The sequence below is a fragment of the Bacillus sp. bc15 genome (assembly GCF_900142585.1).
Classification (GTDB): Bacteria; Bacillota; Bacilli; order Bacillales; family Bacillaceae_G; genus Bacillus_A; species Bacillus_A cereus.
Genome location: NZ_FRBJ01000002.1, coordinates 547,616 through 562,133, shown reverse-complemented (window position 1 = coordinate 562,133; position 14,518 = coordinate 547,616). Strand labels below are relative to the sequence as shown.

Below are 14,518 nucleotides of genomic sequence, written 5' to 3'. Positions count from 1 at the left end.
GATATGGCCTTATTTATTGAATTATAATATATTGTTTAAATATTTATTGTATGCAAATAGAAAGAAAAGTACTAAATCTTGTATAATATAATCAAAAAGTTACAATATTAGCCATGGAGGAATTCAAATGCCAACCTACAACAAATTAGTAAGAGATCGCATACCAGAAATTATCGAGAATAATGGAAAAACATTCACAACTAGAATACTAGATGAAAAAGAATATATAGAAGAAGTGAGTAAGAAAACACAAGAGGAGTTAGCTGAGTATTTAGAGGCTGAAAGTAAAGAACATAAAGTAGAAGAATTAGCTGATTTATTAGAGCTAGTGAATGCGTTAGCACAATATGAAGGTGTAACGTTAGAGGCTGTTGAGCAGGTACGTAAACAGAAGGCTGAAAAACGTGGTGGTTTTCAGGAGAGAATTTTTTTAGTTGAGGTACATGATGACTAATGTACAGCTCGTTACGAATAATTTGATCCATAAGCTAGAGCGCTATATGGATGATGCAAAATCAATATATATTTTAACTTCGTTTGTTATGAAATCGGGGGTAGATGTCTTAGCCCCTCTTTTGCGGAAAGCAGCCGAAAAGAATGTAGATATTAAGGTTTGTACAGGAGATTATTTGTATATTACGCAACCAGGTGCTTTAGAGAAATTGTATGAAATTCATCCTGATATTGAGATTCGACTGTGGAGGAGTGCTGGGAAATCATTTCATCCGAAGGCTTATTTATTTGAGCGTGAGAGCGACGGAGTTATGATTGTTGGTTCTTCTAATATGTCTCGTTCCGCGTTAACAAGTGGGGTGGAATGGAGCTTGCTTGTGAAAGAAAGTGTTGGAGAGGAAGCTTTTTCGGAGGCGATGGATCAATTTTTACATATTCATATGAATGAAGCAACTCAGTCTATCAATATAGAAACAATTAAACAATATCGTAAAGAGTATGAAGAATTTCATACAACTCATTCGAGTTTAGTCCGAACTTGGACAAAGCAAGAAGAGATTGAAATGATGATTCCCTCGGGACAAGAGGATTATAATGCGAGATCAGGAGTAGAAATTGAATTAGAGGAATCAGCTGTATATGAAACAAAGATTGCACCACGCTTTGCACAATTACCTGCATTGGAACAATTAGAGAATGTACTGGAAGAAGGATACAACAAAGCGATGGTTGTTATGGCAACAGGACTTGGTAAGACCTATTTAGCTGCTTTTTTTGCAAAACGTTTTAAGCGAGTTTTATTTATTGCGCATTTAGAAGAAATATTAAATCAAGCAGAAAAATCTTTTCTACGTGTAATCGATAATAAGACTACGGGGATTTATAATGGAAAGAAAAAGGAAGGCGAGAAGGATGTTGTTTTTGCATCTATTCAAACGTTGAGTAGAAAGCGTCACTTAGAAAACTTCTCACCTAATGATTTTGATCTTATTATTGTAGACGAGTTCCATCATGCTGCAGCTAACAGTTATAAAAGAGTGCTAGATTATTTTAACCCTGACTTCTTATTGGGAATAACGGCAACACCAGATCGAAATGATTTTCGTGATATTTATTCGATTTGTGATGGGAACGTTGCATATCGAATTGATTTTATGGAAGCGATTCAGCATGGATGGTTATCTCCTTTTCACTATTATGGAGTACATGATGATACCGATTACTCACAAATACGTTGGATAGGCAATAAGTATGATCGTGAGGAACTTACGCAAATTCAGTTAAGAGAGGAAATTGCCCTAAATATTTTAGAAGCTTGGAAGAAATATAAGAAAACTAGAACAATTGTCTTTTGCTCTAGTATTAGGCAAGCAGTCTTTTTGTCTACATATTTTAATGAGAACGGTTATAGTACAATTTCACTTCATTCGGAAACAAAACATATTTCGAGAGAAGATGCGATTAAACAGCTGGATAATAATGAACTAGATGCTATTTTCACAGTAGATTTATTTAACGAAGGTGTTGATATTCCATCTGTCGATACACTTTTATTTGTTCGCCCAACAGAATCATTAACAATTTTCACGCAACAAATTGGTCGTGGTTTACGATTGCATGAGCATAAGGAGTATTGTGTTGTAATTGATTTAATTGCAAATTATCGAAATGCAGATATAAAAATGCAAATGCTTCGAGTTGATGATGGAAAGACGAAAGGAAATGGTACACAAAATATATTGCCAGATGGATGTACAGTAGAATTTGAATTAGAAGCAAAGCAGTTATTAGATGAATTACTGAAAAAGAAAATGCCGAGAAAAGAAAAATTGCAACATAGCTATCAAACTGTAAAAATGGATCTTGGACGTCGACCTGCATATTTAGAATTACATAAACTTGGTATAGAAGAGAGTAAAGAATATCGCCAAGAGTTTAAATCATATGTTGGCTTTTTAGCATGGAATGATGAATTAACAGAACTTGAAAAAACAGTGTTTTTACATTGTGAAGCGTGGTTGCAAGAAGTTGAAAAAACAGGAATGGCAAAAAGTTATAAAATGCTACTATTGTTAGCGATGTTACAACGCGGAAAAGAGGAATGGTACCATCCTATCTCACCACAAGAAGTTGCACCATTCTTCCATCAGTTTTTAATGGAACAAGAATATCGCAAGCGAATAGATTTTAGTGACAAGCAAGCACAACGTATGTGGGAATATGATGAAGAAAAAGTTAGTAAATTAATTGCTACAATGCCAATGACAAAATGGAGTGGTAGCTCGAAAGGTTTACTATCATTTGATGGAAAATTATTTTCTCTAAATATGGATGTTAGAAAAGAAGATGAAGAGATCTTATTTGAATGGACGAAGGAGATATGTGAATATCGTCTTCATACATATTTTGAAAGAAGGACAGCAACGCTGAAATAAGTATTGCTGTTTTTAAATTAAAATTCCCCTTGCATCTCCCCCAACGTCACCCCCTAACTTAAAGAAGACAAATCAAAAAGGGGGACCAAACCACTCATGAAAACCACCACAAAAGAAAAAAGAAACACCATCATCATGCTACTACTCTCAGCCACAATAGGAATCTTCTCACCACTAATTATGTACATCACACTGGCACGTAAAAATGAAGTGTACAAATACCATTGCCGAAAGGCGTTCAACTTTCATTTGTTAATCTTTCTTCTATTTAATATTAGTTCGCGTATTAGTGATGTTTTGTTTTGGATTGTGTTTGCCTTTGAGGTAGTTCAAGTGATCTTTGTTGCGTGGAAAGTAATACGCGACGAGCCATATCGTTATTTCATTCGAATTCCTCTATTTAAAGAAGATAAGTATGTCGTGGAAGGAGAATAGGTGATGAAACAAGAAGTGGAGATAAAGGGAAAGCGATTTTTCGCTATGATTACAGTGTTGTTTATTGCGATTTATATTGTTTTACGAAAAAGAAAGTATGAGTACTTCTATGATGGTATTAGCGAGTATGAAAATCGAGGTAATGTTCCTTTTTTATTACTTGTTGTAGGTTTATTTCAATGTTGTAGGCAGAATGAGATGAGTTTTTCTCATATGCTTCAATATGTGAGAAAGAAGTTAGTGAAGTAGGTGATGATATGGCGTGGATGATTAGTGAGTTTGCAGGTGTTGGGGATGTTACGGTGCGGACGCTTCGTTATTATGACAAGATTAATTTATTAAAGCCAAGCGATTATACTGAGGGTGGGCATCGGTTATATACGAAAGATGATTTGTATGTGCTACAGCAAATTCAATCGTTTAAGCATCTCGGTTTTTCGCTTGGTGAAATTCAAAATATTATATTGCAGCGTGATATAGAGACGAAAGATTTTTTAAGACAGATGCATTTTCAAAGGGAATTGCTTTTGGCGGAGCAAGAAAGAATTGCGAAGGTGCTTTCGCATATGGATGAGATGACGAAGAAGTTTCAAAAGGAAGAACGAGTGGATGTTGCTTTGTTTTCTTCTTTTCTTCAAACTTTTATATGGGAGAAAGAAAATAAAGAATGGTTAGAGGAACATTTTTTAAAAGAGAGTGTTCAAGCTTTTTATAACAATAAGGAATTAAAAGAAAGGTTTGATCGGCGTTTTATGGATGTGATAGGAAAGTTGAAAAAGTATAAGAAAGAGGAGAAGGATCCGAGTCATCATGACGTTCAAGTTACCTTGAAGGAATTTTTCAATGTAATAGAAGAAGTAACGAACTATCTTGATACACCTCAAAGTGATATAGAGGATATAATCAAACAATCAAAAATCCCATTAGCCGAATTCCCCGCTCTTTTTACGGATGAGGAAGAACAGTATATAAAAGAAGCAATCAATAAAATATAGCCTGTAAGTAAACAGTTTCCCTATTAGTAATAAAATGGGGAAGCTGTCTTTCTATTTTATTAAGACTAAAAACTATTTTCGATATGATGCTATATTCTTTTTTTCATTGATTATCACTGTAATACAAATCCTTCCGTTTATTTCCTTTATAAGTATTTTTACAGGTAGTTCATTTGATAAGTGTTAATTCGTATTATCTGACAAATCAATCAAATGATTTTGTATTGAAAAAATATTAAAACATGGGAATATATAGTTTGAATGAAATTAATCGTAATTAAATAAAAGGATGAGAGGGATAAGCGATTTGAATACTTTATTTGCATTATTATTTTTTGTATGCTTAATAGCATTAATTATTGGGATTATTAAACCTCAATTAGTAGTTAGATGGGGATCAGAAGAAAAAAGAAATAGAAAAAGTGTACTAAAGTTCTATGGAATAGGCGTAGTAGCAATGTTTATTTTATTTGGTGTAACTTCTGAGGGTACGAAAAAGACAGAAGAAGCACAAACTGAGGCTAAGCCAGCTAAAGCTGAACAGAAGAAAGAGTTAACAGCAGAGGAAAAAGCAGCAGCGGAGAAGGCCAGCAGAACAAGCAGCGGCAGAGAAAGCAGCAGCGGAGAAAGCGGCAAAAGAGGAATAAGAGCGAATTGGATATGAAACAGGAATTACATATGATCAACTAGCCAGAACACCGGATGAGTTTAAAGGAAAGAAAGCTAAATTTACAGGGAAAGTCCTTCAAGTAATGGAAGGAAAAGGCGAGACGCAATTAAGAGTAGCGGTTAATGGAAATTACGATAAAGTATTATACGTTGTTTATAAAAGTGACATTCTAAATTCAAGAGTGTTAGAAAAAGATAATGTTACTGTTAAGGGGAAATCTGCAGGTATATATACTTATAAATCTACTATGGGTGGCGAAATTAGTATTCCAGCAATGTTAGTAGAAAAAATTGATATTAATTAATAAGAAGCAACAAAGCAGTTTAACAACCAGTTAAACTGCTTTTCCATTATAATAGAAGAAAAACCAAACGGAGGAAAATCCCATGCCAACCTACAACAAACTAATCCGAAACAAAATCCCACAAATCATAAAAGCTAACGGAAAAACACCCACAACAAGAATCCTACCCGAAGACGAATACATAAAAGAACTCTGCAAGAAAACACAAGAAGAACTAACAGAATATATCGAAGCAAAAACAAAACCCGATAAACTAGAAGAACTATCCGACCTACTAGAACTAATAAACGCCCTAGCCGAACAAGAAGGCACAACATTAGAAGAAATTAACAACATCCGAAAAAAGAAAGCAAAAGAACGAGGTGGCTTCTCCGATCGAGTTTTCTTAATCGAAGTAACCGATAACTAACCCCTCCTAAGCCCCTTACAAGCCCCTATCAAGTAATAAATCACTAAGAAAAAACATAACAAAAACAAAAACAAACACAAACACAAACACAAACACAAACACCGTAGTAGTAGTAGTAGTAGTAGTAGTCAAAAAAATTTAAAATAACACGCCAAAAACCCAGCCAGTCTCCCATATATATTATGAAGAGGCTTTTACTTTTGAACGGAGACGGGAGGAATTAGGATGGCGGTGTATCGTACTGTGCAGGTGAATTTTTGGCAGGATGATTTTGTTTTGGATTTGACGCCGGAGGAGCGGTATTTTTATGTTTATTTGTTAACTTGTTCGAAGACGACGCAGTGTGGGATTTTTCCTTTTCCGAAGCGGTTAGCGGAGATGGAGACGGGTTATAATCGGGAGACTGTTGATAAGCTTGTGCAGCGCTTCATTGATTATGGGAAGATTCTTTATGATGCGGAGACTCGGGAGTTATTCGTTTTGAATTGGCTTCGTTATAATCCTGTGACGAATACGAATGTGGAGAAGTGTGTGCTACGTGAGCTTAAGGGTGTGAAGAATAAGGAGTTTGTACATATGTTTCTTCAGAAGTGCGCTGAGGAGGAGCTGAGTGTTCCGATGCTTTTAGCGCATTTCGGTATGCCGAGTGATTTGGCTGTGGATGATGTTGAGCCAGTTTGTGAGGAGACAGAAGATGGAGAAGAGGTTATAGAGGAAGAAACGGGAAGTCGTGTGTTTTCTTTTTATGAGCAACATTTCGGTAGTTTGTCCCCTCATGCGGTAGAGGAACTGAGTGCGTGGATGGAAGATTTGTCAGAGGAGCTTGTGCTGAAGGCGCTTCAAATTGCGTTTGAGAATAATAAGCGGACGGTTGCTTATGTGAAGGGCATTTTGAGAGGCTGGCACGGGAAAGGGTTTACGAAATTGTGTGAGGTTGAGGCAGATACGGCGAACTTTAGGAAGAAGGAGTCGTCTGTTAGTACGGGGGAGACGGAGGAGTTTTTGGCGAGGTGTGAGGAGTGGGAGAAGAATGCGCCATCTGAGGAAGAGTTGCAGCGCTTTTTAGCGGAGCGCGGGTGGCGGCCATGAGTATTCAAAATGTAGAGGCGGAGAAGACGGTGTTAGGTTCTCTATTAATTGATGGAGGGCTTATTAAGGAGTGCCGTTTGACGGAGCATTATTTTTCTATGTCAGTACATAAGTCTATATTTCAGTTAATGCGAAAGATGGAAGGAGAGGGGCAACCGATTGATCTTGTGACGTTCATTTCTAGGCTAGATCCGAAGTTTTTAGAGGGGATCGGGGGAATGGAGTATTTTATAGGGTTAATGGATGGTGTGCCTACTACTAGCAATTTCTCTTATTATGAGGGGCTTGTTCGAGGTGCGTGGAAAATGTATCAGGCTGGTGTTCTCGGGCACAAGATGGGGGAGCGTCTTATTGCGGAGAAGAGTGAGAAAGTTATCGGTGAGACGATTACGGCACTTTGTGAGTTAGAGGAGAAAGACTCTGTATGTGAGTTTGATTTGAAGGATGCGTTAGTTGATTTGTATGAGGAGCTTCATCAAGATGTAAAGGAGATTACTGGTATTGAGACTGGTTATACATCGTTAAATAAAATGACGTGCGGATTGCAGGAAGGTGATTTTGTCGTTCTTGGTGCGCGTCCTTCTATGGGGAAGACTGCGTTTGCGCTTAATGTTGGACTGCATGCGGCGAAGTCTGGAGCGGCGGTTGGATTGTTTTCGTTAGAGATGAGTAGTAAGCAATTGTTAAAAAGGATGGCTTCTTGCGTAGGCGAAGTGTCAGGAGGTAGGCTGAAAAATCCGAAGCATCGTTTTGCGATGGAAGATTGGGAGAAGGTAAGTAAGGCGTTTGCGGAGATTGGTGAGTTGCCATTTGAGATTTACGACAATGCAGGTGTTACGGTGCAAGATATTTGGATGCAAACCCGTAAGCTAAAGCGGAAACACGGTGATAAAAAGCTTTTAGTCATTGTAGATTATTTGCAGCTTATTACGGGTGATTCGAAGCATAAGGGCAATCGATTTCAAGAGATTAGTGAGATTTCTCGTAAGCTTAAGTTATTAGCACGTGATTTAAATGTTTGTGTAGTAGCGCTGTCGCAATTATCCCGTTCTGTAGAGTCGCGGCAAGATAAGCGTCCGCTTTTATCAGATTTAAGAGAGACGGGACAGATTGAGCAAGATGCGGATGTGATTATGCTTATGTATCGTGAGGATTATTACGATAAGGAAACGATGCAGAAAGAGATGACGGAGATTCATGTGGCAAAGCATCGGAATGGGCCTGTTGGTAGTTTTAAGCTGAGGTTTTTGAAGGAGTTTGGGCGGTTTGTGGAGAGGGAGAAGTAGTGAGAGGAAGGTGTTTTGAAAATAGCATGTGCATGTGAACGAAAGTTGTAACGCTAATTTTATAAGTTATATAATAAAGAAAATGGTAACTAATAGTTAAGGGGATTAGCTATTGGCAGGGAATGATATTTCTTATCATAATAAAGATATTCTGATGAAGTTTTTAAGTGAATGTTATAGGGATAAAGGGCTTGAAGCATATGGGTTAAAAGGTTATCCAAGAATAAAAGAATTGTTGCTAAATGAATTTTCGAGAGTTCGTGCAGATCAAAGGCGCTCAGATACTTTATTTGAAATGGAAGATGGTTCAATTTTAATGTTAGAGTATGAAAGTAATACCCGTTTCCTCGAAAACCATTTGAAGTATATGGATTATGCGAATCAAATTATGTATCGTTACTATAATAAGAGGAAAGAGTTACCGGATATTCGAATCGTAGTTATTTATACAAGTGAGGTAATGAATCCTATAGAAGAAATAGATGTATGTAGTATACGTTTAAATTCTAAAGCGGTTTTACTAAATGAATACAATGGTGATGCCATTCTTCAAAAGATTATTAGAAAAATGGAAGAAGGAAAATCTTTGACGGATGAAGAAACCATGAAATTAATACTTGTACCACTTATGCATAGTAGAGAGAAAAGACAAATTTTAATTGAAAAAACGATAGAAGTAGCAAAGTGTATCTCCGATGAGCAAGAACAAATTCAAGTTATTGCTGGGATTCTTGTAGCTACAGATAAATTTATTGATGAAGACTACGCGAAAAAGGTAAAGGAGTGGTTACGGATGACAAAAGTAGGTCGTTTATATGAGCAAGAGAAGCAAGAAGAAATTGATAAAGCACTTTCGGCAGCTGGAATGCTCTTTAAAGGAATGAGTGTAGAAGAAATAGCTAAAAAATTAGATGTAACAATTGAAAAGGTAAAAGAGTGGGAGAAGCGTTTATCTCATTAATCGCTGGGGTAATGGCAGCGTCTGTATAAATTTATACAAAAATAGCCGAATATTTATTATATAATAGTCGGCTATTTTTGTACGGAGAAGTTGTTAGGTTTAATACGCAAATCTTTTGGTTTGCTCTTGAATATGTTCCTCATTTCCCCATAAAGAAAGATCTTCTCTCTGCAGTAATCCATTGCTGCAAGTCATCTTGGCTACGTCGGACAAGTCGATTTACTAAAACATCATGCCATACATAATCCTCTAATAAGTATATATGAACGGGGTCATCTGTATAAAAAGCAATATTACGCTCTTCAAGTGATGGTCCATAAATCATCTCTTTAGAATCTATCGATACAATAAACCAATGTTCTGTAGACAAGGTTTCTGTATAAGGTGTTATGCGATGGGCTTCTAGATTTTTAATTGGGTTTTCAACATGCAGGGTAATACCTTGTATTGTAACTTTATCAGCTACTTCAGATAGATCTTCTTTTAACGCTTCATACATCTCATCCCACATTGAAATGACAATACGTCGTTCTGCTTTTTTTATTAATGCCTGACAATAGCTAATGATTGTTTGATTGTCTTTTAAAGTAATCACTCGATTATCCGTTTTTTCCTCGGAAGTTTCTAGTTTTTTTAATGAATCACTTATTCCTTCGTAAGTAGACTGCCATTCTGTTTGTGCCTTCTGTAAAAAGATTTCAACAGGTAGAGGTGAATAGCGAGTGGTGTCATTTATTTCTTCCTTCATGACAATTCCTTTTTCTACAAGGTTACCTAAAATCTCATAAATTCGCGCTCTTGGGACACCCGAATCCTTACTCACTTGGTAGGCTGTGACAGGCCCTTGTTTAACAAGAGATACATAAGATTTAGCTTCATATTCATTGAAACCAATTTTTTTAAGCTGTTGCACTATGTAGTCCACTTTTTTCGTCCTCCGATGTTTGCTTTTATCCCGCTTTAACGGGCAGTAAGACTCCCACCTCAAAATTCAGCGGAAGCAAAGAAGTTAGGTGGGGGTCGGGCTGCCCGTAAAAGCCCGATTGGTTCAACTAATAATCAGTGGCCCCACTGATTAAAGTTTCACTTTATATTTTAACGTTACAATAACTGTTTACATTTAGCAAATTATTAGTTACTATTCGAATAGTGACTAAAGGGGAGGTTAATAGTATGGATTTTTATTTAGACCCATCTGTATTAATGATTTTGATTGTTTTTGGATTTGTAGCTGCATTTATTGATTCAGTTGTAGGTGGTGGTGGACTCATTGCTTTACCAGCTTTATTATTTACAGGACTGAATCCAGCAAGTGCAGTAGCTACGAATAAACTAGCGTCGACAATGGGGAGTGCAACTAGTAATATTGTGTTTTATCGTTCTGGTAATCTTGATTTGAAATCGGCGTTTAAATTAGTTCCGCTCACTTTCATAGGTTCCATAATAGGGGCATGGACCGTCCATTTAATGAATCCAGAAGTACTGAAGCCATTGATGCTGATTATGCTTGGTGCGGTCGCTATTTATACGATATTCAAAAAGGATTGGGGTAGTATTTCCACTCATAAGAAATTGTCTGGTCGACACGTCATTATTTTTACTTTCTTTGTTTTTGCTATTGGTTTTTATGATGGATTTCTAGGTCCTGGAACAGGCTCGTTTTTAATGTTTTCTCTTTTATTTATTGGATATGATTTTTTAAAAGCAGCAGGTAATGCGAAGCTTCTTAATTTAGGAAGTAATGTTGGTGCATTGTTGATGTTTATGTATGTAGGGCAAGTAAACTATGCATATGGTTTTATAATGGGGATTGCTCAAATTGCTGGAGGGATTGTTGGCTCCAAATTTGCTATAAAAAAAGGAAGCGGGTATGTTCGTGCCCTTTTCATTACAGTAACTTGTTTATTGTTAGCGAAAAATCTGTATGACTATATTCAGTAAGTAATTAAAGAACGTAGAAAAGGTCAAGTATGCAAACTACATCGAGTATAAGAAGATACTAAGGAGAGATTCCTTTTAACATTTTTTAGATGCTACCTTGTTTGAAGATAGCATCTAAAAAAGTCTTATTAAAAAGGAAAATCTAAGTGAAGAGAATGAAAATAATATAAACTCATATTTTTCTGGGGTATGTTTATTGATTATATTGAAATGTTTACTCTATATTCTTCTTATAATTAGGCCTCAACAAACTCTTAAAATCCAACTCAGCAATTAACACACTCAATAATATAAGCGTAGCCCCTAAGTATCCTTTTCCTGTCAGCGTTTCACCTGTGAAAATGAAAGCAAAGCCTGCGGAAAAGACAGGTTCTAATGAGAAGATAAGTCCTGTATGTGTAGGCGTCGTGTATTGCTGGGCAATAACTTGCACGATGAATGCGACTGCGGTGCAAAATATGCTTAAGGCTAGAATGATGAGCCATGAGTTGGTTGTGCTAGGCAGTTTTGGCGTTTCGATAATGAATGAAAAAATAAGACTAAATAGGCCGACGAAGCCGAGTTGTATAACTCCAAGTGCAATGGAATTCACATGTTTCGTTACACTTCCAGTAATGATGACGTGGATCGCATAAAACAGGGCAGACAGTATGCAAAATATATCGCCGTTACCGATTTTGAATTCGCTCGTTAATGTTAATAAGCCGATTCCTATTATCGTTAAAATGATCCCTACTATCACTTTCTTTTCCGGAATGTGTTTTAAAAATATAGCTGATAATATTGGAATGAAAATGACTGTGAGACATAGTAGGAAACCAGCATTAGAAACACTCGTATACTTTGTACCGAAAGTCGCGAAAATGTAAACGATAAATAAGACAGAAGCGAGTATAAATGCATATTTTACAGTTTTAAAATCGATCTTAAATAAATGTTTGTAAAATATTAAACCTGATAAAAGAAAAGCGATAATAAATCGTAATGCGATTAAATTATATTCTTCTATGCCATCAAGTCCAAGTTTTGTAAGTAGGATGGATGCACCCCAAAAAAATGTAACTAGTAGTAACATTAAATCCGCTTTTAATTGTAGTTTCATTTCTATTCCCTCGTTATGTATAAATTTTATAAGCCCATACCCCTATCCCTATTGTTCATTTTAATATTAATTATGAATATTTGTAACTTAAATTTATCGACGTTTTATTCCATAAAAAAAGAGGCTGTTTATAAAACAGCCTCTATGTATCTGAAAATCCGAACCTTGATTAAAGACTACGTAGAATCTCCAACCCTTTTCTTGTTAAATGAATCCCTGCTCTACCTTTTTTTATTTCCACATAACCTTTCATCTTCAGGAAGTTCAATCGGTGTCTAACCTGTGCCTCAGTTAATTTCATTTCGACTTCTTGGCTCTTTTCAGAAATAATTCTTCGTCCGATTGCCTTTCCTTTTTCTTCATAATTCATGATAAGGGTAAGGATGAAAAGTGATTCTTGATCAAGAGCGTTTGAACTTGAAGAAAAGGGTTTAATATTTTCTGCCTGATCGCTATTTGTTTTCTTATGTGGAGGCTTTTGAAAATAATGTTGATTAGGCAAATCATTTTTTGTTATTTGGTTTCCGGTACGGACAGCAAGCATATAATCTATCGTATTTTTAAGTTCTCGTACATTTCCGTACCATGGATATCCTTGCAGTTCTTCAATTAGTTCTTGTTCAATTTTGACTTTAGGGTCCGATAGTGCGACAAAATGTTTAGCTAATAATTCAATGTCATTTCGGCGTGCCCTTAATTCGGGAAGGTGTATAAAGAGTACTTTAAGCCTATGGTATAAATCTTCTCTAAACATATTTTCTTGAATCATTTTCAGTAGATCCTTATTGGTTGCTGCAATAATCCGGACGTCTATCGGGATAATTTGGCTTCCGCCAACGCGCATAATCTCTTTTTCCTGCAATACTCGAAGTAGTCGTGCTTGAAGTTTCAGGCTAATATCTCCAATCTCATCTAAAAAAATAGTGCCACCATTTGCTTGTTCAAATAGTCCCATTTTCCCGCCCTTTTTTGCTCCGGTAAACGCTCCGTCTTCATAACCAAATAATTCACTCTCGACTAAATCATCCGATAAAGCACTGAAGTTAACGGCAAGAAAAGGGCCGCTATTTCGCTGGGAAGCATTATGAATAGCACTTGCAAACAACTCTTTTCCAGTACCACTTTCACCTTCAATTAATACAGTTAAATCAGTCTTAGCTAGCCTTTTGGCAATTTGTTTCGTGTCTTGGATCGTAGAGCTAATCCCAACGATGTTATGAAAATTGTATTTTGCTACATAACCTTTTTTGACAAATTCTTTTCTCAATTTCCGTTCAAATCCGATGGTCTTAAGGGCATTTCTAAAAGTAACAATAATCGATTGATCATTTATATGTAGACGTTCCACTATTACATCCAAGCCGTTTACAACAAATATTCCGCTTTCTTGTTGCTTATTTGAAAGGATGAAGTTCACTAAATCGATATTATCAATAATGGCATCAATCGGATGACCAATAGCATTTTTACTTTTTATTTTCAGCATGCTTTCCAGAAATTCATTAAAGACAACAATTCTTCCTTCATAATCAATAGCTAGTATGCCATCACCAACACCATCAATAACTTGATGAAGTTGTCGATGAGCTTTAGCTAAATTCTTTGTTAAATCTACTATTTTTCGATAGTATCTCTCAGAAACGTGGTTACCTGATTCCTCCATTAAATGAAATCGATCTAGAATGGACATGATTGTAGTAATATCTATTAATCTATGACCAATATTAATTACTTTTTCTACAAAATCAGGGATAATTTCAAGTTCGCCAGGTGTGATTGCGAGCTTGATCATTTGTATATTCGTTTTTCCAGGATAGTATGGGACATATTCAATATGGTTCAGCCCCAATTGACGCATCGTTTCAATTGATTCGTATACTGTTTTATGATTATCATTCACATATAGGGCTTGTGTTCCTTCTGGTAAAAATAAAAGCTGGTCTACGTTTTCATAATTTAATGTTCGTTTTGCTATTATTACTTCGCAGTTTCCCCCAATAAAGTCTTTCACCGTTTCTATCGTAAATGTATTCGGTAATACAATTAATGTAGAATGAAATACTTTTGGAATACTTTCTTCTACAGAAAAACTTTCGATATCTATGAGATCACCTACCATCTCCGTTAGTTGTTGATGTAGGGCTTTTCGTGTTTCTTTTAAAACGGTGATCAATACAATGTGGTTGGTTTCAAATTTGTTCATAGAGCACCTCTTTAGTTGAATGGAATTGGTCTAAAGTTGGTTATTAATTGGTCATTATGTAACCAATTAATAACCAATTATAATACATTTCAGCATAGTAAACACCGATAAAACGACAAAATATTTAAAAATATGTAAATAATCACTTTAATTTCAATGTTGGCACGATATTTGCTTATATCAATGGTGTGTAAAGAAATAATGAAATGAGTAGAGTCATAATTTACATATTTAA

At 35.9% G+C, this 14,518-nt stretch carries 15 protein-coding genes; 12 read left to right on the top strand and 3 right to left on the bottom strand.

What is annotated here, in order from left to right; all coding sequences use genetic code 11:
- Positions 1-127 precede the first annotated feature (127 nt).
- The 11 genes from BUA87_RS12780 (at position 128) to BUA87_RS30940 (ending at position 9,037) form a co-directional block, all read left to right on the top strand.
- Complete coding sequence (locus BUA87_RS12780; protein WP_001143692.1) at positions 128-454, top strand: nucleoside triphosphate pyrophosphohydrolase; 327 nt, start codon at positions 128-130, stop codon at positions 452-454.
- Positions 447-2,888 (top strand): DEAD/DEAH box helicase family protein, encoded by a 2,442-nt coding sequence (locus BUA87_RS12775; protein ID WP_072939851.1) that lies wholly within the window; start codon positions 447-449, stop codon positions 2,886-2,888. The genes BUA87_RS12780 and BUA87_RS12775 overlap by 8 nt, the downstream gene beginning before the upstream one ends.
- Positions 2,889-2,984: 96 nt before the next feature.
- Positions 2,985-3,323 carry a DUF4870 domain-containing protein gene (locus BUA87_RS12770; protein WP_000859134.1) on the top strand — a complete coding sequence of 113 codons (339 nt, stop codon included), beginning with the start codon at positions 2,985-2,987 and terminating at the stop codon, positions 3,321-3,323.
- A gap of 3 nt (positions 3,324-3,326) precedes the next feature.
- Complete coding sequence (locus BUA87_RS12765) at positions 3,327-3,572, top strand: hypothetical protein (protein WP_072939848.1); 246 nt, start codon at positions 3,327-3,329, stop codon at positions 3,570-3,572.
- A gap of 8 nt (positions 3,573-3,580) precedes the next feature.
- Positions 3,581-4,318: a MerR family transcriptional regulator gene (locus BUA87_RS12760; protein WP_000312416.1), complete on the top strand. Its 738-nt coding sequence runs from the start codon at positions 3,581-3,583 to the stop codon at positions 4,316-4,318.
- Positions 4,319-4,625: 307 nt separating this feature from the next.
- A complete protein-coding gene (locus BUA87_RS31820) occupies positions 4,626-4,982 on the top strand; it encodes a hypothetical protein (protein WP_253207796.1) in 357 nt (118 codons plus the stop codon).
- A gap of 88 nt (positions 4,983-5,070) precedes the next feature.
- A complete protein-coding gene (locus tag BUA87_RS31815; protein ID WP_253207797.1) occupies positions 5,071-5,292 on the top strand; it encodes a hypothetical protein in 222 nt (73 codons plus the stop codon).
- A gap of 82 nt (positions 5,293-5,374) precedes the next feature.
- Complete coding sequence (locus BUA87_RS12750; protein ID WP_071713753.1) at positions 5,375-5,701, top strand: nucleoside triphosphate pyrophosphohydrolase; 327 nt, start codon at positions 5,375-5,377, stop codon at positions 5,699-5,701.
- A gap of 225 nt (positions 5,702-5,926) precedes the next feature.
- Entirely contained in the window at positions 5,927-6,790 is an 864-nt protein-coding gene (locus BUA87_RS12745; protein ID WP_072939845.1) for a DnaD domain-containing protein, read from the top strand.
- Positions 6,787-8,076, top strand: a complete 1,290-nt coding sequence (dnaB, locus tag BUA87_RS12740; protein ID WP_072939842.1) for a replicative DNA helicase — start codon at positions 6,787-6,789, stop codon at positions 8,074-8,076. Before BUA87_RS12745 ends, dnaB begins: the two co-directional genes overlap by 4 nt.
- 112 nt (positions 8,077-8,188) lie before the next feature.
- Positions 8,189-9,037 (top strand): RpnC/YadD family protein, encoded by an 849-nt coding sequence (locus tag BUA87_RS30940; RefSeq protein WP_000908110.1) that lies wholly within the window; start codon positions 8,189-8,191, stop codon positions 9,035-9,037.
- Between the two features lie 139 nt (positions 9,038-9,176).
- On the opposite strand, the gene BUA87_RS12730 is transcribed toward BUA87_RS30940, so the two are convergent.
- Complete coding sequence (locus BUA87_RS12730; protein WP_000384620.1) at positions 9,177-9,962, bottom strand: TrmB family transcriptional regulator; 786 nt, start codon at positions 9,960-9,962, stop codon at positions 9,177-9,179.
- 248 nt (positions 9,963-10,210) lie between these two features.
- On the opposite strand from BUA87_RS12730, the gene BUA87_RS12725 reads away from it, so the two are divergent.
- Positions 10,211-10,978: a TSUP family transporter gene (locus BUA87_RS12725; RefSeq protein WP_000348458.1), complete on the top strand. Its 768-nt coding sequence runs from the start codon at positions 10,211-10,213 to the stop codon at positions 10,976-10,978.
- Positions 10,979-11,192: 214 nt separating this feature from the next.
- Here BUA87_RS12725 and BUA87_RS12720 read toward each other — a convergent pair whose 3' ends face one another.
- Positions 11,193-12,080 carry a DMT family transporter gene (locus BUA87_RS12720; protein WP_000776056.1) on the bottom strand — a complete coding sequence of 296 codons (888 nt, stop codon included), beginning with the start codon at positions 12,078-12,080 and terminating at the stop codon, positions 11,193-11,195.
- A gap of 169 nt (positions 12,081-12,249) precedes the next feature.
- Positions 12,250-14,283 carry a sigma 54-interacting transcriptional regulator gene (locus tag BUA87_RS12715; RefSeq protein WP_071713749.1) on the bottom strand — a complete coding sequence of 678 codons (2,034 nt, stop codon included), beginning with the start codon at positions 14,281-14,283 and terminating at the stop codon, positions 12,250-12,252.
- Positions 14,284-14,518 lie beyond the last annotated feature (235 nt).